Source organism: Muricoprocola aceti (assembly GCF_025567005.1).
GTDB lineage: Bacteria > Bacillota > Clostridia > Lachnospirales > Lachnospiraceae > Marvinbryantia > Marvinbryantia aceti.
Window position 1 is genome coordinate 60,946 of the sequence record NZ_JAOQKE010000008.1, and the last position, 21,981, is coordinate 82,926.

The 21,981-nt window shown below is 43.6% G+C and carries 20 protein-coding genes and 1 pseudogene; 20 read left to right on the forward strand and 1 reads right to left on the reverse strand.

Annotation, left to right across the window (positions count from 1 at the left end; all coding sequences use genetic code 11):
• Positions 1 to 104 precede the first annotated feature (104 nt).
• The gene (locus OCV47_RS08400) at positions 105 to 1,109 is read left to right on the forward strand and encodes a LacI family DNA-binding transcriptional regulator (protein WP_117447922.1); all 1,005 of its coding nucleotides are present in this window, start codon (positions 105 to 107) and stop codon (positions 1,107 to 1,109) included.
• Between the two features lie 40 nt (positions 1,110 to 1,149).
• On the opposite strand, the gene OCV47_RS08405 is transcribed toward OCV47_RS08400, so the two are convergent.
• A complete protein-coding gene (locus OCV47_RS08405; RefSeq protein ID WP_262654669.1) occupies positions 1,150 to 3,282 on the reverse strand; it encodes an LTA synthase family protein in 2,133 nt (710 codons plus the stop codon).
• Between the two features lie 169 nt (positions 3,283 to 3,451).
• Between OCV47_RS08405 and OCV47_RS08410 the strand changes: the two genes are divergently transcribed.
• From OCV47_RS08410 to OCV47_RS08500, 19 genes and pseudogenes are all read left to right on the forward strand, one after another.
• Positions 3,452 to 3,628 carry a DUF6472 family protein gene (locus OCV47_RS08410; protein ID WP_262654670.1) on the forward strand — a complete coding sequence of 59 codons (177 nt, stop codon included), beginning with the start codon at positions 3,452 to 3,454 and terminating at the stop codon, positions 3,626 to 3,628.
• A gap of 139 nt (positions 3,629 to 3,767) precedes the next feature.
• The gene (locus OCV47_RS08415; RefSeq protein WP_117447920.1) at positions 3,768 to 4,076 is read left to right on the forward strand and encodes an ATP synthase subunit B family protein; all 309 of its coding nucleotides are present in this window, start codon (positions 3,768 to 3,770) and stop codon (positions 4,074 to 4,076) included.
• Between the two features lie 45 nt (positions 4,077 to 4,121).
• Entirely contained in the window at positions 4,122 to 6,143 is a 2,022-nt protein-coding gene (locus OCV47_RS08420; protein WP_262654671.1) for a V-type ATP synthase subunit I, read from the forward strand.
• A 4-nt stretch (positions 6,144 to 6,147) separates the two neighbouring features.
• Entirely contained in the window at positions 6,148 to 6,621 is a 474-nt protein-coding gene (locus OCV47_RS08425) for a V-type ATP synthase subunit K (protein ID WP_249308137.1), read from the forward strand.
• Positions 6,622 to 6,712: 91 nt separating this feature from the next.
• Positions 6,713 to 7,306, forward strand: a complete 594-nt coding sequence (locus OCV47_RS08430) for a V-type ATP synthase subunit E (RefSeq protein ID WP_262654672.1) — start codon at positions 6,713 to 6,715, stop codon at positions 7,304 to 7,306.
• A gap of 26 nt (positions 7,307 to 7,332) precedes the next feature.
• Positions 7,333 to 8,304, forward strand: coding sequence for a V0D/AC39 family V-type ATPase subunit (locus OCV47_RS08435; RefSeq protein WP_256297453.1), 972 nt, complete (start codon positions 7,333 to 7,335; stop codon positions 8,302 to 8,304).
• Complete coding sequence (locus tag OCV47_RS08440) at positions 8,297 to 8,620, forward strand: V-type ATP synthase subunit F (RefSeq protein ID WP_262654673.1); 324 nt, start codon at positions 8,297 to 8,299, stop codon at positions 8,618 to 8,620. The genes OCV47_RS08435 and OCV47_RS08440 overlap by 8 nt, the downstream gene beginning before the upstream one ends.
• A gap of 27 nt (positions 8,621 to 8,647) precedes the next feature.
• Positions 8,648 to 10,417, forward strand: coding sequence for a V-type ATP synthase subunit A (locus OCV47_RS08445; RefSeq protein WP_262654674.1), 1,770 nt, complete (start codon positions 8,648 to 8,650; stop codon positions 10,415 to 10,417).
• Between the two features lies 1 nt (position 10,418).
• Positions 10,419 to 11,792 (forward strand): V-type ATP synthase subunit B, encoded by a 1,374-nt coding sequence (locus OCV47_RS08450; RefSeq protein WP_117447914.1) that lies wholly within the window; start codon positions 10,419 to 10,421, stop codon positions 11,790 to 11,792.
• Positions 11,793 to 11,828: 36 nt separating this feature from the next.
• A complete protein-coding gene (locus OCV47_RS08455; RefSeq protein WP_117447913.1) occupies positions 11,829 to 12,512 on the forward strand; it encodes a V-type ATP synthase subunit D in 684 nt (227 codons plus the stop codon).
• 292 nt (positions 12,513 to 12,804) lie between these two features.
• The gene (locus OCV47_RS08460; RefSeq protein WP_262654675.1) at positions 12,805 to 14,082 is read left to right on the forward strand and encodes an LCP family protein; all 1,278 of its coding nucleotides are present in this window, start codon (positions 12,805 to 12,807) and stop codon (positions 14,080 to 14,082) included.
• A 205-nt stretch (positions 14,083 to 14,287) separates the two neighbouring features.
• A complete protein-coding gene (locus OCV47_RS08465; RefSeq protein ID WP_262654676.1) occupies positions 14,288 to 14,806 on the forward strand; it encodes a hypothetical protein in 519 nt (172 codons plus the stop codon).
• An 18-nt stretch (positions 14,807 to 14,824) separates the two neighbouring features.
• Positions 14,825 to 15,019: pseudogene (locus OCV47_RS08470) on the forward strand (helix-turn-helix transcriptional regulator); the annotation flags it as partial.
• A gap of 162 nt (positions 15,020 to 15,181) precedes the next feature.
• Positions 15,182 to 16,102 (forward strand): homoserine O-succinyltransferase, encoded by a 921-nt coding sequence (locus OCV47_RS08475; RefSeq protein WP_262654677.1) that lies wholly within the window; start codon positions 15,182 to 15,184, stop codon positions 16,100 to 16,102.
• Between the two features lie 152 nt (positions 16,103 to 16,254).
• Positions 16,255 to 16,776: a GNAT family N-acetyltransferase gene (locus tag OCV47_RS08480; protein ID WP_262654678.1), complete on the forward strand. Its 522-nt coding sequence runs from the start codon at positions 16,255 to 16,257 to the stop codon at positions 16,774 to 16,776.
• Positions 16,763 to 16,933 carry a chorismate--pyruvate lyase gene (locus OCV47_RS08485; RefSeq protein WP_262654679.1) on the forward strand — a complete coding sequence of 57 codons (171 nt, stop codon included), beginning with the start codon at positions 16,763 to 16,765 and terminating at the stop codon, positions 16,931 to 16,933. Before OCV47_RS08480 ends, OCV47_RS08485 begins: the two co-directional genes overlap by 14 nt.
• A gap of 304 nt (positions 16,934 to 17,237) precedes the next feature.
• Positions 17,238 to 17,819 carry a hypothetical protein gene (locus OCV47_RS08490; RefSeq protein ID WP_262654680.1) on the forward strand — a complete coding sequence of 194 codons (582 nt, stop codon included), beginning with the start codon at positions 17,238 to 17,240 and terminating at the stop codon, positions 17,817 to 17,819.
• Positions 17,816 to 19,414, forward strand: a complete 1,599-nt coding sequence (locus OCV47_RS08495; RefSeq protein WP_262654681.1) for a GH3 auxin-responsive promoter family protein — start codon at positions 17,816 to 17,818, stop codon at positions 19,412 to 19,414. Before OCV47_RS08490 ends, OCV47_RS08495 begins: the two co-directional genes overlap by 4 nt.
• Before the next feature lie 30 nt (positions 19,415 to 19,444).
• The gene (locus tag OCV47_RS08500) at positions 19,445 to 21,973 is read left to right on the forward strand and encodes an HD domain-containing phosphohydrolase (protein ID WP_262654682.1); all 2,529 of its coding nucleotides are present in this window, start codon (positions 19,445 to 19,447) and stop codon (positions 21,971 to 21,973) included.
• Positions 21,974 to 21,981: the final 8 nt, after the last annotated feature.

Here is a 21,981-nt window from a genome sequence, read left to right on the forward strand (position 1 = left end):
TATCAGAAAATAGGACAAAACAGGGCTATCTGATTTGCGATAGCCCTATTTGTGCAAGTAAAAAAGTGCGTTGCGTATGAAAAAACACGAATTGGGAGGTACACATGAATATTTATGATATTTCAGAAAAAGCCGGAGTATCAATAGCAACAGTGTCTCGTGTATTGAATGGGAACAGCAAAGTCAGTGACAAGACCAGAAAGAAGATTTTGGCCGTAATGGAAGAGACCGGATATCAGCCGAATGTATTTGCCAGAGGGCTGGGGTTGAACACCATGAATACTGTCGGTGTTATGTGTGCAGACAGTTCGGACATGGTGTTGGCTTCGGCGGTTTATCATGTAGAGCAGGAACTACATAAATATCAATATGATGTGTTGTTATGCTGTACTGGATATGAGACAGAAGAAAAAGCAAAATATATGAATTTGCTTCTTTCTAAGAGGGTAGATGCGCTGATTTTGGTTGGTTCCAGTTTTATTGAAAAAAACATGGAAAAAAATCAGTATATCATAGAAGCTGCGAAGGAAGTACCGGTTATGCTGGTAAATGCCTATCTGGATGCGTCAAATGTATACTGTGCAGTCTGTGATGACCGAACGATGATGCGCCAGGTCACCAGAGAATTTCTGGAGCAGAAGCGTCAGATTCTATATCTGTATCGGTCACTTTCTTACAGTGGAAGACAGAAACTCCAGGGAATCAAAGATGCATTTAAAGATTGTGGACAGAAGCCAGAAAAAGACCAGATGGTGCTGATGAAGGACAGCACAATTGAGGATACCAGAAAATTCCTTGCAGAACGATGGGGGCAGGGAGTACGATGGAATGTAGTCATGACATCCGATGATGAACTGGCGGTAGGAGCCTGTAAGTTTGCAAAAGCGCAGGGGCTCAAGGTGCCGCAGGATATGCAGATCCTGGGATACAACAATTCCAAGATCAGCATCTGCAGTGAACCGGAGATCAGTACAGTGGATAACCATATGCAGAAGGCAGGGACACTGGCGGTGGATCAGCTAATGGAGATTCTGAAAAAAGAAGAAGTGGAACAGAAGACTATTGTAAAAGGCGAAATGGTACTTAGAGACACCACGATAGATTTGTAAGCCGCGTGAAGCCATGGGGACGAAAGCCACTGGGGCTTTTTCAGTGACTTCGCGGATAAAATACATACTTATCGGTTGCGCTTAGCGTAGACTGTGACACGGTAATCTCGGTCCTTCCAGACAGATCCGCGCTGGCCACAACCAGTGTATTTGGATCCAGATACAGCGTATCTGCGGAGGATCCGTTAATGTGTACTGTACTGTAACGGGTGAAGTTATTTCCACGAATGATCAGCACATGATCCCTGGTATAGTTCACGTCTTCAATGGTAATTGGGAAAAATCCCATTTGCAGATTGGTTGGAATGAACGGATTCTGACCATTGTAAGTAATTCGATCCCCATAAAGCACGTCATATTCCAGTTCTTTCAGACCACTCAGGTATTCTTCTTCTGAAAGTTCTCCATTTCGCAGCTGACGGCCGGAGTTCTGGTGATAAGCGTTAATGGCTCCATCTGGAACTTCCAGAGCAGAGAGAAGAGTGGAACCCATCTCATAGGCCTGCATATCCTGATTATCAAAGGTCAGGCCTGCATTGTTCCAGATAAAGTATTCGGTGTCATAAATGGTTCCGGTGGTGAGTATATCATCGGTCAGATTCAGGCTCGGACAATGATCCCCATACATCACCAGAATGGTAGGCTCTTTCCGTTCACTGAGCATATCCACCAGATCACCGATGAACTGATCCATTTCATAAATCTGGTTCACATAGTAAGTTAGCTGTGTCAGGTACGCTTCGTCAGTAATGGTGTCACTGGAGAGTGTGACATGATGAGTATATTTCACACTGGAATCCGAAGGATAGCTGCCATGTCCCTGTACAGAGACGGTAAAGACGAAATCCTGATCTTCCGTAGAATCCAGGGCAGTCGCGATCTCATTGGTCAGGATGGAATCCTTAGCCCAGCCAATCGGCGTATAGTTGTCTGGCCACATATATTCTACCGAGGTAAAAGTGTCAAATCCGAGGTTTGGATAAACCAGGTTACGGTCATAAAAGTCGCCGGTATTATTGTGAATCGCAAAGGCATGATAACCATAAGGTTTCAGATCATAAGCCAGAGATTCACAGGCGGTTTCCTTTACAATTGTCTTGTATGGATATTCTCCAATACCGAAATCATCAATATTCATGCCGGTAAGTACCTCGAATTCGGAGTTCACGGTACCGGCACCTACCACGGGCATACTGAACGCACCGGAAGGATACGTCTCCATCATGCGAGTCAGATTCGGTAAAGGATTGCTGGAAAACTTCACATTCTTCAGACGATTAACGTTAAAGAAAGACTCCAGCTGGACAATCACCACATTCGGTTTGCGAGAAGTATAGGTAACAGTTTCCTCGTCTGGAAGGGGCTCGTAGTGCTCTGTCAGCTGCTCCATTACCTCCTCGGAATAATCACTTGGTTTACTGATACCGGTATCGATCAGACTGGCACCAAAACAGTAAATAAATCCATTCTTCAGGTAAGACTGGGAAAGCTCACGGAAAGCAGTTTCCAGAAGCCCTGTGGACTGTCCCAGAACGATTCCACCCCAGGTCAGTAAAAGAGAACCCAGAATGATCGGAATGGAATGGATATATTTCGGTTTTTTCTCAGCCCGGGAAGTCTTCAGGAAAAACAGAATAAACAGTCCCAGTACAACAACTACCAGCACGCCAATGACGATATACTGGAACACATTCAGGTACTTGGTGGCCACATCCAGACCGTCCTTTACCAGTAACAGATCACTGCTGGTAAACGGAGTAACACGATAGAACAGCAGGACAAAGTTTATAATACCTCCGGCCATCCAGAACAGACTGATCAGAATGATCACACCGATTCGTTTGCGGAAGACCAGCGCAAAGGTAAAGGAAGCCGATACAATCATCACATTGATCAGGTACGCATATGGATGAAAAATAATAAATTGAAATCCGCCAATCAGAGAATGATAAGCCATACACTCAATCAGGAATACCAGGACCAGAGGCAGTACAAGATAGCAGAGCAGATAGCCATCAGAGGCAGCATCATTCTGATATTTGTAAAAAAGGGCAGTCAGCCTGCCGGCTGATGAAGATTTTTTCTTTTTTTTATGGAAAAATCCGGCCTGTCTCTGGCTGTGCTCCGGGTCTTTATTCGATATTATGGGACAAAAATTTTTAAAATGTTTCATATCTTTCATATTTAATAAAATTATGGATATCCTTCTGTAAAATTCTAAGTATTTTTTACGATAGAAATGCAGGTTTGTCAACACATAAAACGAATTTTCTGGTATACTATATGCGAATTGTTTTTGACACGAGTAATAAAAATAACATAGTTTGGAAAAGGATAGAGGAATGCAGGCAGCATGTGATACCTGTGCCTATTACAGTTACGATGAAGAATATGAGTGCTATATCTGTGATATGGATCTGGATGAAGATGAACTGGTTCGGTTTCTGTCAGACAGCCATTATCAGTGTCCGTATTACCGGAACGGCGATGAATATGCAGTAGTGCGAAAACAGATTTAGAGCCCCTATTTTAATAGGAAGTAATAGTGCATAATTTATATTTTTTTTAGGAAAAATAATTGTGAATTAGTTATAAAAATGTTTGAAAATTAACAAAGCATGTGATAGACTCAATCTATGCGAAGAAGGTGGTGAGAACATGGTAGCGGAGACAATCAAAAAAGTGCAGGAAGCAGAAGGCAAAGCAGACTCAATCGCAAAAGAATGCCGACAGCAATGCACAGACATGGTGGATCAGGCAAAGAAAGATGCTTTACAGCTGAAGGAAGCCAGACTTCAGGAAGCAAAAGAGAAAGCCGGAGCAGCCATGGAAGCTTCAAAGAAAGAAGCGGAAAAGTTTATGGAATCTGTAGATGCGGATATCCAGAAAGAGATTGCTGCATTAAAGACACTTGCAGCAGGCAAAGAAGCACAGGCGACGGAGGCTGTCATTAAGGCTCTGTTTTAAAGTGCTCATTTTTTTATCAATTTTAAGCAAAGGAGGGATGCGGATATGGCAGTTATGCAGATGCAAAGATTCAGTATCTGCGCACTGAAAAAAGATCGAAAAGCCATTCTGGAAAAGCTTCAGATCCTGGGTGTTGTTGAGATTGACAACTCAGTGATCGAAGATTCTGAGATGGAAAAGATGAATACGTCAGACAGACGCCAGATCTATGAAAAGCATGCAGTTCTGGCAGAACATGCACTTTCCATACTGCAAAAATATGTCCCGGAAAAGACGTCAATGTTCAGCTCTCTGGAAGGAAAGCCGTTGATGAATAAGACGGACTTTGAACAGATCAGAGCACAGAGAAAGAGGCTGCTGACCACAGCAGATGATCTTCTGGATCTGAGCAAACGAATTTCCGAGAATGCAGCCAATGTGGCCAAACTGGAAAATCAGATAGAAGCTCTGGTGCCCTGGATGCGCCTTGATGTTCCAATGAACTATCGTGGTACATCAGAGACGGCCATGATTCTTGGTACGATGCCGAAGCCTATGACGGTGGAAGAGATTCGTACAGAGGTGGCAAGGACACAGCCAGATCTGGAAGCCTATGATCTGGAAGTCCTGTCAACGGATAAGGATATGACGTACCTGACAGTGGTATGCCTGAAAAAAGATACGACGGCACTGGAAGATGCGCTTCGTGCAATCGGATTTGCAAGACCGTCACAGGTATCCGGAAAAGTACCGTCTCAGTGGAAAAGTGAACTGGAGGCGGAGATTGGAAAATTAAAAGCAGACAGTGTAGAAGCAGAAAAAAAGATCAAAGCTTATGAAGGAAGCAGGGAGGAACTGAAGGCAGTATCTGATTATTACCGGCTTCGTGCAGATAAGTATCAGATCCTCGGACAGATTCCACAGACAAAGCAGACTTTTGTGATCAGTGGTTACATTCCAGAAGAATCAGCAAAGATTCTGGAAGAGAAGATTGCAAATGTTTATGACTGTTCTCTGGAGTTTGAAGAGATCGGTGAAGAGGAGGAAGCTCCGGTACTTCTGAAGAACAATAAGATTTCCCGTTCTGTAGAAGGAGTACTGGAATCTTATGGCCTTCCGCATAAAGGAGAAGTAGATCCGACGACAGTAATGTCAGTGTTCTACATTGTATTATTTGGAATGATGCTGTCAGATGCAGCCTATGGATTACTGATTTCCATTGTATGCTTCATCGCATTAAAGAAGTTCCCGCGTATGTCGGACAGCATGAATAAGTCCTTACATTTATTTGGCTACTGTGGTATCTCCACATTTGTCTGGGGTGTCCTTTTTGGAGGATATTTTGGCGATGTGATCGATGTGGTAGCCAGAACATTCTTTGGCAGAACAGCTGCTACATCAGTGATACCTGCACTGTGGTTTGTACCATTGAATAATCCGATGAAGCTTCTGGTATTCTCACTGGGAGTCGGTGTGGTACATCTGTTCTTTGGTCTTGGACTGAAGGGATACAGCTATCTGAAGTCAGGAGATGTGGCAGGCTTTATCTGTGATGTAGTCTTCTGGTATATGCTTCTGATCGGTCTGATCCTGATGCTGATACCATCCAGTCTGTTTGCATCCATTGCACAGACACAGGTAACATTTTCTCCGTTCATGAATACGCTGGCAAAAGCACTGGCGATCATCGGAGCCCTGGGACTTTTGTTCTTTGCAGCAAGAGACAAGAAAAACATTGGCCTGAGACTGGCACTGGGAGCTTACGAGCTCTACAATATTACTGGCTGGCTCAGTGATGTACTTTCTTATTCCAGACTTCTGGCACTGGGACTGGCAACCGGTGTTATCGCATCTGTAGTCAATCAGATGGGAAGTATGTTTGGCGGTGGGGTAATGGGAGCGATCCTGTTCATCCTGGTATTTATTGTTGGACATACCTTAAATCTTGGTATTAACCTTTTAGGTGCCTATGTGCACACAAACCGTCTTCAGTTCGTAGAGTTCTTCGGAAAGTTCTATGAAGGCGGAGGCAAACCTTTTGAACCATTTAAAGAAAATACAAAATATGTAGAAATCAAGGAGGATTAATGGAATGAGTTTAGGAGTTGTTTTTGCATTATTAGGAGCAGCATTGGCTGTTATTCTTGCAGGTATGGGTTCTGCTTATGGTGTTGGTGTAGCTGGTCAGGCAGCATCTGGAGTAGTTGCTGAAGATCCTTCTCAGTTCGCAAAAGTTCTGATCTTACAGCTGCTTCCTGGTACACAGGGTATTTACGGTCTGCTGGTAGCATTCATTACTTTATCTCAGATCGGTCTGCTTGGCGGATCTATCCCTGCAATTGATATTCCTACTGGTCTTATGATCCTGGCTGCATGCTTACCAATCGGTATCGTTGGTCTGGTATCTGGAAGACATCAGGGTAAAACTGCTGTAGCTGCAATCGGCATCGTAGCAAAGAAACCGGATCAGTTCGGTAAAGCAATGCTGTTCCCTGCAATGGTAGAAACATACGCCATCCTGGCACTGCTGATCTCTATCTTAGCAGTAACAAATATTCCTGTATAATGAGCGTAACGGGAACGAGAGAACAAAGCTCTCGAGTGTGCGTTCTGAGCGAACGTAAATAGATAAAATAGAGAAAAGGAGAGCACAGGGAATGACTGGATTAGAAAAAATGATGAGCCAGATTCTGGAAGAAGCAAATGCCTCCGCCAACAGTAAGAAAGCTGAAGCAGCAGCGGAAGCTGACCGCATCAAAGCGGCAGCCGAAGCAGAAGCGGATGCAAAGGCTGCAGAGATTGTACAGAAATCAGCAGCAGATCTTGCGGGATATCAGGAAAGAGTCAAATCCTCAGCAGATCTGAGACGCAGAACAGCGCTGTTAGCTGCGAAGCAGGAGCTGATTGCTGAGACGATTCAGAAAGCTTATGATACTTTCTGTGCGAAAGATGATGCAGAATATTTCGATACACTGAAAAAGATGGTAGAAAAGTTTGCAGCACCTCAGAAAGGGGAAATTTCTCTGAATGCACAGGATCTTGTCAGGTTACCGGCAGGATTTGAGGCAGAAGTAAATGAGATCGCAAAGAAAAAAGGCGGTTCACTGGTTCTGTCCAAGACCCCGGCAACAGTAGAAAAAGGTTTCCTTTTATCCTATGGCGGAATCGAAGAAAATTGTTCATTCAAAGCAATGTTTGATGCAAAGAAGGATGAATGCCAGGATCTTGTACAGAAAATATTATTTTCTTAAATCGTAACCAGTAAAGGAGGACTTATATGTCAGATATAGATTTTACCTTTGCGGTTGCGAGAATACGAGCACTGGAAGTTTCACTGCTGAATGCGACAGTCATCGAACAGCTGATTGCCTGCCCGACAGAAGAAAACTGTCTGCAGGTATTGGCTGAGAAGGGCTGGGGAGACAGTGATACCCCGTTAGAGGCAGATGCAATGCTGAACAGAGAGACGGAGAAGACCTGGAACACGATGCGTGAGATGGGCATTGATATGTCAGTATTTGATGTACTGTCCTATCCGAATCAGTTCCATAATCTGAAAGCAGCGATCAAAGAGACCTGCCGAAAGGGAAAACATCCAGGTATTTATTACGAAGACTGTGAACCATCTGGTGAGGAACTGGAAAAGATCATTGCAGAAAAAGATTTTTCCAGACTTCCGGATTATATGGCAGCGGCAGCCCAGGAGGCTTACGAGACACTGATGCATACCAGGGACGGACAGTTGTGCGATATCATTATTGACAGAGCCACACTGGAAGCAATTTATGCAGCAGGAAAAAAAGCAAAAGCTGGTATCCTGAAAAGCTATGCGGAGGATACTGTAGCGGTAGCTGATATCAAGATTGCCGTACGTTCACAGAAGACCGCAAAGTCATTAGAATTTATGAAGAAGGCTATGGCAGAATGTGACAGCCTGAACATTGATTCGCTGGCAAGAGCTGCACTGAACAGTGTAGATGCCATCTGCGAATATCTGTCAGGAACTGCATATGCAGGAGGCGCAGAAGCGCTGGCAGAATCACCGTCTGCATTTGAACGCTGGTGTGATAATAAGATCATTCAGACGATCAAGCCTCAGAAATACAATCCATTTTCCGTAGAGCCGCTGGTAGCTTATGTGCTGGCAAGGGAAAATGAGATCAAAACGGTAAGAATCATATTATCCGCAAAGGCCAACAACCTTCCGGAAGATTCCATCCGGGAAAGGGTAAGGGAAATGTATGTATAAGATTGCAGTTATGGGTGATTACGACAGCATCTACGGCTTTGCAGCAGTAGGTCTGGACACATATCCGTTATCCGATGAAAAAGAAGCAGAAAAGCAGCTGCATCAGCTGGTATTATCCAAGTATGCAGTGATCTATATTACCGAGGAGTGGGCAGCAAGAATACCCCATGCAATTGATAAATATAAAGATCAGATTCTTCCGGCTATCATTCAGATTCCAGGTGTATCCGGTAATACCGGAAAAGGCGTGGAAAATGTCAAGAAGTTTGTAGAAACCGCAGTAGGATCCGATATTCTGTTTTCAAACAACAAATAAATCAATCTTCAGAAAGGTGATTGTCCAATGAGTAAAGGAACGATTAAAAAAGTGGCAGGCCCACTGGTTATCGCTGAAGGTATGAGAGATGCGAACATGTTTGACGTGGTACGTGTCAGCAACCAGCGACTGATCGGTGAAATCATCGAAATGCACGGTGACGAGGCTTCCATTCAGGTATACGAAGAAACATCAGGACTGAAGCCGGGAGAACCGGTAGAATCTACAGAAGAACCACTTTCCGTAGAACTGGGACCTGGTCTGATTGCCAGCATCTATGATGGTATTCAGAGACCGCTGGATGATATCATGAAAGCAACCGGAAGCAACAACCTGGTTCGTGGTGTAGAAGTACCTGCATTAAAACGTGATAGAAAATGGAAATTTGTTCCGACTGCCAAAGTCGGAGATGAAGTATCCGGTGGAGATGTACTGGGTACTGTACAGGAGACCATTATTGTAGAACAGAAAATCATGGTTCCTCCAACTATGAAGGGTAAAGTAAAAGAGATCAAAGAAGGCGAATTTACGGTAGATCAGACCATTTGTGTATTAGAGACCGCAGATGGTGACAAGGAACTGACCATGATGCAGAAGTGGCCGGTACGTAAAGGTCGTCCTTACAAGAAAAAACTGCATCCGAATATGCCACTGGTAACCGGACAGCGTGTTGTTGACTGTATGTTCCCAATCGCCAAAGGTGGTGTGGCAGCAGTACCTGGACCATTCGGAAGCGGTAAAACTGTTATTCAGCATCAGCTGGCAAAATGGGCAGAAGCAGATATCGTGGTTTATATCGGATGCGGTGAACGTGGAAATGAGATGACCGATGTTCTGAATGAGTTTCCGGAACTGAAAGACCCGAAAACCGGAGAATCTCTGATGGAAAGAACTGTGCTGATCGCCAATACCTCTGATATGCCAGTTGCCGCACGAGAAGCATCTATTTATACAGGTATTACCATTGCAGAATATTTCCGTGATATGGGTTATTCCGTAGCATTGATGGCAGACTCCACATCCCGTTGGGCAGAGGCACTTCGAGAGATGTCCGGACGTCTGGAAGAAATGCCTGGTGAAGAAGGTTACCCTGCATATCTGGGAAGCCGTCTGGCTCAGTTCTATGAAAGAGCCGGTCATGTCATCACTCTGGGAAGTGAAGGCAGAGAAGGCGCATTAAGTGCTATCGGTGCTGTATCTCCTCCTGGTGGAGATATTTCCGAACCGGTATCTCAGGCTACTCTGCGTATTGTAAAGGTATTCTGGGGACTGGATTCCGCATTGGCTTATAAACGTCATTTCCCGGCCATTAACTGGCTGACCAGTTACTCTCTGTATTTGGATGACATGGGACCATGGTTCAACGAGCATGTAGCTCCGGACTGGATGAGCCTGCGTCAGGACATGATGAGTCTTCTGCAGGATGAAGCAGAACTGGATGAAATTGTAAAAATGGTAGGTATGGATGCACTGTCACCGACAGACCGTCTGAAGATGGAAGCAGCAAGATCCATTCGTGAGGACTTCCTGCACCAGAACTCCTTCCATGAAGTAGATACGTATACATCTCTGAACAAACAGCACAATATGATGAAACTGGTTATGGATTTCTATAACGAGAGTCTGGAAGCACTGAACAGCGGTGCATCCATCAATGACATTTTGAAGATGGCTGTTCGTGAAAGAATTGGTCGTTACAAATATACGCTGGAAGCAGATGTAGATAAAGAATATGAGACAATCCACAAAGAACTTGCAGTAGAAATTGCCAACATTTGCGGAAAGGAGGACCAGTAGAATGCCAAAAGAGTATAGAACCATACAGGAAGTAGCAGGTCCTTTGATGCTGGTACAGGGTGTAGAAGATGTAGCATATGATGAACTGGGAGAGATCGAGCTGGCCAATGGAGAAACCAGACGTTGTAAAGTACTGGAGATCAACGGAAGTGATGCGCTGGTTCAGTTATATGAAAGTTCAACAGGTATCAACTTATCAAACAGTAAAGTACGTTTCCTTGGACGAAGCATGGAGCTGGGTGTATCCAGTGATATGCTGGGCCGGGTATTTGACGGTGTAGGCCGCCCGATCGATGACGGTCCGGAGATTCTTCCGGAAGAACGCCGTGATATCAATGGTCTTGCAATGAATCCGGCGGCCAGAAGCTATCCGCAGGAGTTTATCCAGACTGGTATTTCAGCTATTGATGGTCTGAACACACTGGTTCGTGGACAGAAGCTGCCGATCTTCTCTGCATCTGGTCTTCCACATGCACAGCTGGCAGCGCAGATCGCAAGACAGGCAAAGGTTCGCGGAAAAGATGAACAGTTCGCCGTTGTCTTCGCAGCTATGGGTATTACATTCGAAGAGTCCAACTTCTTCGTAGAGAGCTTTAAAGAGACAGGTGCCATCGATCGTACCGTTATGTTTGTGAACCTGGCCAATGACCCGGCGGTAGAACGTATCGCAACACCACGTATGGCCCTGACCGCAGCAGAATTCCTTGCTTTCGAAAAAGGCATGCACGTTCTGGTTATCCTGACAGATATCACCAACTACGCAGATGCCCTTCGTGAAGTATCTGCCGCACGTAAGGAAGTTCCTGGACGTCGTGGATATCCTGGATACATGTACACTGACCTTGCAACATTGTATGAAAGAGCAGGACGTCAGGCAGGCAAAGACGGAAGTATCACCATGATCCCGATCCTGACCATGCCGGAGGATGATAAGACTCATCCAATCCCTGACCTTACCGGATATATTACCGAAGGACAGGTTATCTTAAGCCGAGATCTTTACAGAAGAGGTGTAACACCGCCGATCGACGTACTGCCATCTCTGTCACGACTGAAAGATAAAGGTATCGGTGAAGGAAAGACCCGTGCCGACCATGCCAATACCATGAACCAGTTGTTTGCTGCATATTCCCGTGGTAAAGATGCAAAAGAGCTGATGGTTATTCTTGGTGAAGCGGCTCTGTCAGATATTGACCTGATCTATGCAAAATTCGCAGATGCATTTGAAAAAGAGTACGTATCTCAGGGTTACAATACGAACCGTGATATCGAAGAAACACTGGATATTGGATGGAAACTGCTGTCCATTCTTCCGAGAAGCGAGCTGAAACGTATCGATGACAAATACCTCGATATGTACTATGGAAAACAGTAAATCGCATTATGAACTTGGAAGGAAGGTGAATGCAAAGTGGCATCTACACAGGTAAATCCTACCCGTATGGAACTGACCAGACAAAAGAACAAGCTGAAGACAGCAGTTCGCGGACATAAGCTCCTGAAGGATAAGCGAGATGAATTGATGAGACAGTTTCTGGACCTTGTCCGTGAGAACATGGAACTGCGTCTGAAGGTAGAAGCCGGCATCCGTTCTGCAAACACCAACTTCGTCATTGCCAAAGCAGGAATGTCAGAACCGACATTGAAGACTGCATTGATGACACCGAAGCAGGAAGTTTATCTGGAAGTGGACAAGAAGAACGTCATGAGTGTAGACATCCCGGTGCTGGAGTACAAGACCAGAACCGCAGATGCCAATGATATCTATTCTTATGGTTTTGCTTTTACTTCCAGTGACCTGGATGGTGCAGTAAAGTCTCTGGCAGATGTGCTGCCAGATATGCTGAAACTTGCAGAGAGTGAAAAAGCCTGCCAGTTGATGTCAGCGGAGATCGAGAAAACCAGAAGACGAGTAAACGCGCTGGAGCATGTCATCATTCCGGAAGCACAGGAAAATATCAAGTATATTTCCATGAAGCTGGGTGAAAATGAACGTTCTTCTCAGATCCGACTGATGAAGGTGAAGGATATGATGCTGGAAGAAACCCATCATTATAAAGAAAAAGCTCACGAAAGAGCAATGGAGAATTCATAAAAAAAGATAAGAAAAAAGACAGTATCTGTGCAAAGTGCAGAAACTGTCTTTTTTTGTGTAAAGTAAGCAAAAAGCCCACTTGTATTTGAAAAAGAACCAAGATATAATACAGAAAGATTGTGTGTAATTGTTCAGAACCCACTGTCTGTGAAGGTACTGAACAGATACGATTATGAAACTGAATCAGGCATTGTACGGAGAGAACAGTGAAACTGAGACGAAAAACACGGACGAGACAGAGATGACAGAATAACAGAAGTTGCAAATGAGAAAGAGTTTGTGAGGTCATAAGATGGAGAAGAAGAACAAAAAGAGAAGTAAAAGAAAAATTGCAGCAATCGTTTGTCTGATATTAGTAGTATTGGTAGTAGGAGCGGCTGGTTCTGCCTACAGCGTTTTCAAAATGAAATTCTATGATAAGTCCAATTATGTAAGACGTGGCACCTATGTGGCCGCTGCCAACACGGAGAAGAAGGCAAAAGAAGGAGAAAAACAGGACGTTGAAGTACGGACATCAACAGAAGTATCCCATTCCTCCACAGCGGCACAGAAGATACACAATGCGTCGGCGGTGGCGGTAAGCAGTGCACCAGAAACGGAAGAAGGAGACAGTTCAAGAACTCTTATCTCATCTTCATTCAGATCTTCTTCTGTACAGAAAACAACAGAGAAAAAAGAAAGCAGTATGCTGGGAAAAATGGCGAAGCAGTTTTTCTCCCAAAAAGATACGTATAACCTTTTACTTCTTGGCGTAGATCGGCGGGATGAGTCCTGGAATGGCAATTCTGATGTAGTTCTTCTGGTAACGGTAAATAAAGAGAAAAAGACGGTGTATCTCACTTCATTTCTGCGAGATTTGTATGCAGATATTCCGGGAGTTGGAGTACGTAAACTGAATGCAGCCTGTGCGAATGGCGGCCCAGAGCTGACAATTCAGACATTGGAAGAAAATTATCATGTTGAGATTGACAATTATGCGATGGTAGATTTTAATGCCATGATTGATGTGGTAGATGCATTAGGTGGAGTGGATCTGGAGATTGACGAAGACGAGCGGGTAACAGCGAATGACTATATTACCTGCATGTGCGAAGACAATGGGGTGGATCCAAAACCGTATTATATAAAAAAAGCGGGGAAGGTGCATTTGAATGGTTATCAGGCGGTAGGCTATGCCCGAAATCGTTATACTGGAAAAGGCAGTGACTTTGGTCGTACCCAGCGTCAGAGAAATGTATTGCTGGCCATTGCGGAAAAGGCTCAGAACGGAGACTTTGCTTCTCTTTCCGATACGATTGAAGGTGTGATGCCATATATCACCCATGATATTCCGGAATTTGAGATGATTGGTCTGATCATGCAGATTGGCACCTGGATGAATTATGACATCCAGCAGCAACATATTCCGTATGATGGAGAATATACATCTCAGAATGAGATTCTAGTGCCAAATGATATGAATGCCACGGTAGAGAAGCTGACCTCTATTCTATATGGTGATGGTGAAATTGAGACAGAATCTGAGACTGAAAGCGAAAGTGAAAGCGAAACAGAAACAGAAGCTTCCTGAGAATTGAAAAACAGGTATTAAAAAGAGTGTGAGAACAGGAGAAATCCTGTATTCCACACTCTTTTTTGTTAGATAAAATATTCTTAATGACATAAAAACAAAACATTATGTAATATATACTTGACAAAGCACTGCAATGAGAATAAAATGTGAGTATCAAAGAAAACGAATAAGATTCGGATTATAAAATCAGGAGGGAAGGATCATGAATGAACATGCAATTGGATTTGTAACAGGATTAGTACTGGCAATTTTGGTGGTTGGTATGGTGAAACGTATCCTATACAAAAGAAATGGTAAGATGCCAGAGTATGATGAGATGCAGAAGATTGCCCAGGGGATGGCTTATAAATATGGCTTTTTGACAGCAGTGTCTGCTGTGGTGGTTTGCTCGGTATTAGATATCTTAAATATCCATTTTTTTGCAGATGATGCTACGCCAATGTTTCTGGTGTTATTCTTAAGTGTAGGAGTATTTGCCGGATGCAGCATCTGGAAGGAAGCATATTTTGGACTTCACGCCAATACCAGTCGATATGTCAGATTTTTGGTTGTTGTAACAGCGATTAATCTGATTGCCGGCATTCAGAATCTGCGAAGCGGAGAAATGTTCAGTAATGGAAGGTTAAATTATCGGTGTGTGAATATGGGATGTGCCATATTACTGATGGTGATGCTTCTGATTATGCTGATTAAGAAAAAAATGTGTGAGACAGAAGAATAGGATGGTGAGCCGGAAACGATGAAAAATCTGAGATTAAAGGCTGCCAGGGCGGCAAAGGATCTGTCCCAGCAGGAACTGGCAGATGCTGTGAATGTGTCAAGACAGACCATTAATGCCATTGAAAAGGGAGATTACAATCCGACCATCAGACTTTGCAGGGCAATCTGCAGGACCCTGGATAAGACACTGGATGAATTGTTCTGGGAGGATGAAGAGGTCCGAAAATCCATTAGAAAATCTGTCAAAACAGACAGAACCATTACAGGGCAGTTGCAAAAAGAAAAGAAAAATGATACAACTATAAGAGTGCTTCATTGAAGGCTGGAACCTTCAGAAGAGGTGCTCTTATCGTTTTTTACAGGAGGAATACCCATTATGCCAATACGTATACCAGATGCCCTGCCAGCACATGATATATTGGAATCAGAGAATATATTCGTGATGACAGAGTATCGTGCGATGCATCAGAATATCAGACCATTGAATCTGCTGATTTTGAATCTGATGCCGACCAAGATTGTGACAGAAACGCAGTTGTTGCGTATGTTATCCAATACGCCGCTTCAGATTCAGGTGGATTTCCTGCAGACGGCCAGTTATACTTCTACTCATACGGATATCCATCATCTGCAGCAGTTCTATTATACCTTCGATCAGATCAGGAACCGTCGCTATGACGGGATGATCATTACCGGAGCACCACTGGATTATGTGCCTTGTGAAGAGACTCTGTACTGGGATGAAGTGTGCAAGATTATGGAATGGTCCAAGACTCATGTACACTGTACCTTTCATCTTTGCTGGGGAGCTTATGCAGGTCTGTATTATCATTATGGAATCGAGAAACTGGATATGCCAAAGAAATTGTTTGGAATCTATTCCCATGAAATTCGCAAGGAGACTTCTCCACTGTTTCGCGGATTTAATGACAATTTCCTGGCTCCACATTCCAGAGCAACCGATGTGCGCCTCTCAGATGTAGAAGCGATACCGGAACTGGAAGTTATGGCAGTAACGGAGACAGGCAGCCTGGCGATTGCCAAGACGACAGACAGCCGTCAGTTTTTTGTGACCTGCCATGCAGAGTATGACAGAGACACCCTGGCACTGGAATATGAGAGAGACATGAAAAAGGGCCTGACCACGGTGGACGTACCGGTAAATTATTACCCGGATAATGACCCGACGAAAGTACCTCCGATCACCTGGAGAGCTACGGGGCAGTTATTGTATTCCAATTGGCTGAATTTCTACGTATATCAGAGTACACCATACGATATTGAAGAGATTAATTAAAATAAGACAACCAGACTTCATTGTGAGTAGAAGGATGGTTGTCTTATTTTCGAAAATGCTGAGAGGATATGAAATATAGTTGCGAAGAAAATCATTCTTGTATATACTGAGAAATGAAAAGATATTAGATAGAGAAATTTGGAGCGAACAGGATGAAGAAAATAGAACCGATACGCCATGCATGTCAGAATGAGCTGGAACAGATTATGGAGATCTATGCAGCTGCCCGGGCTTTTATGGCGGCCAATGGCAATGAAGAACAGTGGGGAGACGGATATCCACAGAAGAAAATCCTTCAGGAAGATCTGGAAAAGAATCAGCTTTATGTATATGAAGAAGATGGTAAGATCGGAGCGGTATTTGTTTTCTTTATTGGAAAAGAACAGGATTATGAGACATCTGTCAGTGGTGAATGGACAAGTCCGAAGCCTTATGGAGTGCTGCATCGGATTGCTGTTGTAGCATACGGAAAGGGAATCGCATCCAAATGTATACAGTGGTGTTATGAACAGTGCCATTGTATGCGTGGAGATACTGGACAGAAGAATAAAAGTATGCAGCGCCTGTTTGAGAAGAATGGATTCACACAGTGTGCCATGATTCATCCGTGGTATGGAGAAATGCTTGGATATGAAAAGTACGAAAGAAGGGAAAGCACAAATGTTAATCTGTGATTATATTGTAGAAATGATTGATGGGGACTATGCTCATTTAAGAAGAGTGGATGAAGAGAACGGAGAGCTAAAGCTGGTGGCAAGAGCACTGCTTCCGGCAGAGATCATGGAAGGCAGCAGATTGCATTATGAAATGCTGGAGTACACGCTGGTGTAATTTATGGCACCATCATAAAAAGTGGCGATCAGTTACCTGACCGCCGGAGAGAGAAATTATGAATGTATATGTAAACTTCCAGGTTTATGATAAAGTTAAAAAATAAAAGGATCATAAAACATCAGGTATTTGTCCTGCTATGGAAGATCGTTTTTAGTCGGAGCCGTCACAACACATGCTAGCTTTGTACCGCAACGGCTTCATTTGATGTTTACAGTATAAAAAGAAGTTGTGTCCAAAGTTTGTTTCAATTCGAAAATAAATCTTAACAAACTGGAAAATAATTGAAAAACCGGAGAGCAACATGGAGTGGAATCTGATGGCTGTAGCAGCCTTTGTATTATTTTTTATTTACGATTGGAACAGTATCCATCGAAAGAACAGAGTTGTACAGAGATTTTTTGGACTTGGTACAGCAGTACTGGCTGTTTCAGCAGTGGGATGTCTGATACAGCAAAAGAGAAATATCACATGGGAAGTCTGGCAGACTGCTGTTTTTCTGGCTGCTTTTCTGCTGGCTGTGGGATTGCTGGTCTATACTTTATTTTTTGCGATTCCATTTGATGAAACCTATCTGAAAGAATCGGAAAGCAGAAATGCCTGTACAGAAAAAATGTATGCATTATGCAGACATCCTGGAGTATTATGGCTGGCGGCAGTTCTTGGCATTTGTGCATGGTATAAGTGGAATATTGCGACGTTGGGTTACGCAGTGGTTGTGACAGTCTGCAATCTGTGTTATGTTATTTATCAGGATATGCTGATATTTCCGGTAACATTTCAGAATTACAGGGAGTATCGCAGAAAGACTCCGTTTTTGATACCAGATAAAGAAAGTATCCGAACCTGCATCAAAGATTACAAACAAAAGGGAAAACATAGATGAATCTGAAAGAAAAATTACAGGAAGAAAAATATGCGGAAATATGGAGCGAATATTGTGGATTTCTGGATCTGGATATGGGACAATATATGCAGATTCAGAGAAGGCTGATGGAGGAACAGATTCAGCTCTGGAGCAACAGTCCTCTGGGACAGTCCATTTTAAAGGGAAAACATCCGCAGACCATTGATGAATTCAGGAAGACAGTGCCTCTGACCACCTATGATGATTATGCAGATATCCTGTTACAGAAAAGAGCAGATATGCTGCCGGGGAATCCGATCATCTGGATTCAGACCACCTGGGAGGGCGGCAAACATCCAATCAAACTGGCACCTTATACCAGAGGAATGCTGGATACTTACCGCACTAATGTATGTGCCTGCTTGATTCTGGCATCCAGTACGGAAAAGGGAGAGGTAACTGTAAAAAATACGGATAAGATTCTTTATGCGCTGGCTCCGCTTCCGTTTGCAACCGGACTGTTTCCGCTGGCCCTGAATGAAGAGGTGGATATCCGTTTCCTGCCTAATGTGGCGCAGGCGCAGGATTTATCTTTCAGTGAGAGAAACAAGCTTGGGTTCAAGCTGGCTATGAAGCAGGACGTAGAATATTTTTTCGGACTCGGAAGTGTAGCGTATGCAGTAAGTCAGAGCTTTTCCGGTTCATCCTCCGGAGGAGGGATTACAGGATTTCTGAAATGCCGTCCCAAGATGGTATTCAGAATGCTGAAGGCGAAAATAAAATGTAAAAAAGAAAAACGCCAGGTATTGCCAAAAGATCTGTTTGGTTTGAAAGGGTTTATGGTGGCGGGAACAGATAACCGATATTATAAAGATGATCTGGAAAAATTGTGGGGAGTCCGGCCGATGGAATTATTTGCAGGGACAGAACCCTCCATCATCGGAACAGAGACCTGGACCAGAAATGGAATGTACTTTTTCCCGGATACCTGTTTTTATGAATTTATCAGAGAAAAGGACATGGAGAAAATGCTGGAAGATCCACAGTACCAGCCACAGACCTGTCTGATGGATGAAGTAGAAGAAGGAGAAAGTTACGAGATTGTACTTACGGTATTGAAGGGCGGAGCATTTGCCCGTTACCGTGTGGGAGATATGTATCGGTGTGCAGGTCTGACAAACAGCGAAGATGATACACGAATTCCCCGCTTTGAGTATATTGACCGTGTGCCGGATATCATTGACATTGCAGGATTTACCAGAATCTCAGAGACAGGAATCAACAATGTGATTCAGCTATCCGGGCTTCAGATAGAAAATTGGGTTGCGATGAAAGAGCTGACGGAACAGTCCAGACCGTATCTCCATATTTATGTAGAGATGAAACGACAGTCGCTGGAACATTCGGCTGTATCAGCAGACATCTTAAAAGAATTGATGACAACTTATTTTAAATATATTGATCAGGATTATCGTGATCTGAAAAAAATTCTCGGAATGGATCCGCTTCATGTGACGGTGCTTCGCTGTGGAACCTTCCGTACATTTGAAGAGACATATGGACGAAAAATACGTCATATGCGACCTTCGCTCACGGACTTGCGGGATCTGCTGAAAGGGCAGAATCGTAATTGAGAGAATATGAGAGAAAAATGAGGTGAATGAATGGACAGCTATGGATACATATCAGCAATTGCACTTTTCATTTATGTGGCAATGATGTTGATTTTTCTCGCAGCAAAAAGGAACCAGATCGTAAACAGTTTCCTTCTTGCACTTCTTTCTATGACATGTTGGACCGGCGGCTCCTGTTTCATGAGAGCACTGTTATGGCCAAATTATATTTTCTGGTACCACGTATCATTGCTTGGCCTGTTATGCCTTCCATATGCCTATTATTTGCTGGTAAATGCAATGGCAGAAAAAGAAGGCAGCATAGAAAAATATATTTATCCAGTCATGCTGGGTGGATTATTTTTACTGAATATTCCTGACGGAATTCTGTTTCACTGGCCAGTGATTGTTCACAGTGGTGAGAATATCCGGTTTGTATATGACAAAATCGACTGGAAATCAGTGATATTTTTTGCGGCAGCAGGAATAGTGGTCATTCATACGCTGTATAATCTGATACAGTGCAGAAAAAAGAATCGAAAGTATGCCAGACAGATGAATATTGTGATTGCCGGAATTGTGATCGTACTGGGAGGCAATATTGCATTAATGCTTCCAGTGTTTGCAGGGTTCCCGATTGATATTCTTGCAGGTCTGATCAATGCATTTTTCCTGGTATACGCACTGGCACAGCGGAATCTGTTTGAGGTGACCCTGCTGGTTTCAGAGACAGCCTGTACGGTGGTTGGTTTCCTGATTTCTGTACTGTTGTTTTGGTTTTTAACTCCGTATTTAAGAAGCGGAATGGAGCAGGTGCTTCCAGGCAGAGAAGATTATTACATGGTGATTTATTCTGCGATCTTTATGCTCTGCGTATGGATTCTTATGGAAGTGTGGAAACATGTCATCAGCAATACAATTGTCCGGGATGAGGCTTATCAGGCAGAGGTATTGCGGGAATTTAACACATCTGTATCCAAAAGCCTGAGCATGAAAAATGTCCTGCAGGAACTGGTGGAAGTCATTCGAAAAGGATGCCATATTGAAACAGTTTATATCTGCATTGCTTCCGGAGAACAGGGATATCAGATGATGTACAGCAATAACCCGCTTCATGACCGTTCCTTTCAGATGAAAACAGACAATCCGTTAATCGGATGGATGCGGCAAAATGAAGAATGTACCAGTCTGGATGAGTTTTACCATACGGTTGAATTTAAATCCATGTGGGAATCAGAAAAGCAGCAGCTGAAGAATCTGAAAGCACAGTGGTGCATAGGACTGAAAAATGAAGACGGACTGATCGGAGTCGTCTTTTTATCGGACAAGGAAAAACATAAAAAAGTCGGTTCACAGGATCGTGCCTTTTTAAACTCTGTGGCGACGATATCATCCATTGCAATCAAAAATGCCAGTCTGTATGAAAAGATATCAGAAGAGGCGAGAACAGATGAACTGACCGGTCTGTACAATCGAAAATATTTTTACGAACTGCTCCATGAGACCTTTGAAGAAAACAAAGAAGGCACAATGGTACTGGCTATGCTGAATGTAGATGATTTCAAGCTGTATAACCAGTTATATGGAATGAAAGCAGGAGACACAGCGCTTAGAAGAATCGCAGACATTATCCGGGCAAGCGCAGGCAGCAGCGGGATCGTGGCACGTTATGGCGGAAAAGAATTTGCGGTACTGCTTCCCAAATATGATGTATATGCAGCAAAGCTTCTTGTAGAATCCATCTGTGATCAGATCAGACAGATGCATCAGGAGGGGGAAATGGTACATTTAAAACAGCTGACGGTCAGTGCAGGGATCAGCGTAGCTCCTTATGCGGCGCATACGGAAAAAGAACTTCTGGATAATGCAGATCTTGCGGTGTATCATGTAAAACATCAGGGAAAAAATAACATTTATATCTATGACATTGCGGAAAAAGAGCTGGAAAAGAAGAACAAAGAAGAAAGCAATGTGCAGAAAAACCGGGAATATGATGCAACGATTTTTGCACTTACGGCAGCAATTGACGCAAAGGATCACTACACATTCAGCCATTCGAACAATGTAATGTACTATGCGACAAGCCTTGCTTCAGAAATGGGACTAGATGAAGAATTTGTGGAGATCATCCGACAGGCGGCACTGATGCATGATGTGGGAAAAATCGGAATTCCGGAACAGATTCTTTCGAAACCAGGCAGACTGACTGAGGAAGAATATGAGATTATGAAAGGGCATGTGGAAAGTTCCATTGAAATTATCCGGCATCTGCCGTCATTAAATTATGTAATACCGGCAGTGATCGGTCATCATGAGCGTTACGATGGAAAAGGCTATCCAAGGCGAATTGCGGGAGAAGATATTCCGCTTTCAGCCAGAATACTGGGGATTTCCGATGCATTTGATGCGATGATATCAAAGCGCTGCTATAAACAGGCACAGCCTCTGGAAAAAGTACTGGGCATACTGAAAGAAGAGGCGGGAAAACAGTTTGATCCGAATCTGGTACCGATCTTTATTCAGGCAATCGAAAATGGAAAAATCAAAGTCATCTATGATGCCGGACAGAATCCAGCGTAAAGCTGTAT

What these genes read in the sequence shown, in the direction of transcription:
- OCV47_RS08490 (WP_262654680.1), top strand. Translation starts at nt 17,238, where the DNA reads ATGGAGTGGAATCTGATGGCTGTAGCAGCCTTTGTATTATTTTTTATT.
- OCV47_RS08480 (WP_262654678.1), top strand. Translation starts at nt 16,255, where the DNA reads ATGAAGAAAATAGAACCGATACGCCATGCATGTCAGAATGAGCTGGAA.
- OCV47_RS08450 (WP_117447914.1), top strand. Translation starts at nt 10,419, where the DNA reads ATGCCAAAAGAGTATAGAACCATACAGGAAGTAGCAGGTCCTTTGATG.
- OCV47_RS08500 (WP_262654682.1), top strand. Translation starts at nt 19,445, where the DNA reads ATGGACAGCTATGGATACATATCAGCAATTGCACTTTTCATTTATGTG.
- OCV47_RS08435 (WP_256297453.1), top strand. Translation starts at nt 7,333, where the DNA reads ATGTCAGATATAGATTTTACCTTTGCGGTTGCGAGAATACGAGCACTG.
- OCV47_RS08465 (WP_262654676.1), top strand. Translation starts at nt 14,288, where the DNA reads ATGAATGAACATGCAATTGGATTTGTAACAGGATTAGTACTGGCAATT.
- OCV47_RS08430 (WP_262654672.1), top strand. Translation starts at nt 6,713, where the DNA reads ATGACTGGATTAGAAAAAATGATGAGCCAGATTCTGGAAGAAGCAAAT.
- OCV47_RS08475 (WP_262654677.1), top strand. Translation starts at nt 15,182, where the DNA reads ATGCCAATACGTATACCAGATGCCCTGCCAGCACATGATATATTGGAA.
- OCV47_RS08460 (WP_262654675.1), top strand. Translation starts at nt 12,805, where the DNA reads ATGGAGAAGAAGAACAAAAAGAGAAGTAAAAGAAAAATTGCAGCAATC.
- OCV47_RS08495 (WP_262654681.1), top strand. Translation starts at nt 17,816, where the DNA reads ATGAATCTGAAAGAAAAATTACAGGAAGAAAAATATGCGGAAATATGG.
- OCV47_RS08410 (WP_262654670.1), top strand. Translation starts at nt 3,452, where the DNA reads ATGCAGGCAGCATGTGATACCTGTGCCTATTACAGTTACGATGAAGAA.
- OCV47_RS08425 (WP_249308137.1), top strand. Translation starts at nt 6,148, where the DNA reads ATGAGTTTAGGAGTTGTTTTTGCATTATTAGGAGCAGCATTGGCTGTT.
- OCV47_RS08485 (WP_262654679.1), top strand. Translation starts at nt 16,763, where the DNA reads ATGTTAATCTGTGATTATATTGTAGAAATGATTGATGGGGACTATGCT.
- OCV47_RS08420 (WP_262654671.1), top strand. Translation starts at nt 4,122, where the DNA reads ATGGCAGTTATGCAGATGCAAAGATTCAGTATCTGCGCACTGAAAAAA.
- OCV47_RS08440 (WP_262654673.1), top strand. Translation starts at nt 8,297, where the DNA reads ATGTATAAGATTGCAGTTATGGGTGATTACGACAGCATCTACGGCTTT.
- OCV47_RS08415 (WP_117447920.1), top strand. Translation starts at nt 3,768, where the DNA reads ATGGTAGCGGAGACAATCAAAAAAGTGCAGGAAGCAGAAGGCAAAGCA.
- OCV47_RS08445 (WP_262654674.1), top strand. Translation starts at nt 8,648, where the DNA reads ATGAGTAAAGGAACGATTAAAAAAGTGGCAGGCCCACTGGTTATCGCT.
- OCV47_RS08405 (WP_262654669.1), bottom strand. Translation starts at nt 3,282, where the DNA reads ATGAAACATTTTAAAAATTTTTGTCCCATAATATCGAATAAAGACCCG.
- OCV47_RS08400 (WP_117447922.1), top strand. Translation starts at nt 105, where the DNA reads ATGAATATTTATGATATTTCAGAAAAAGCCGGAGTATCAATAGCAACA.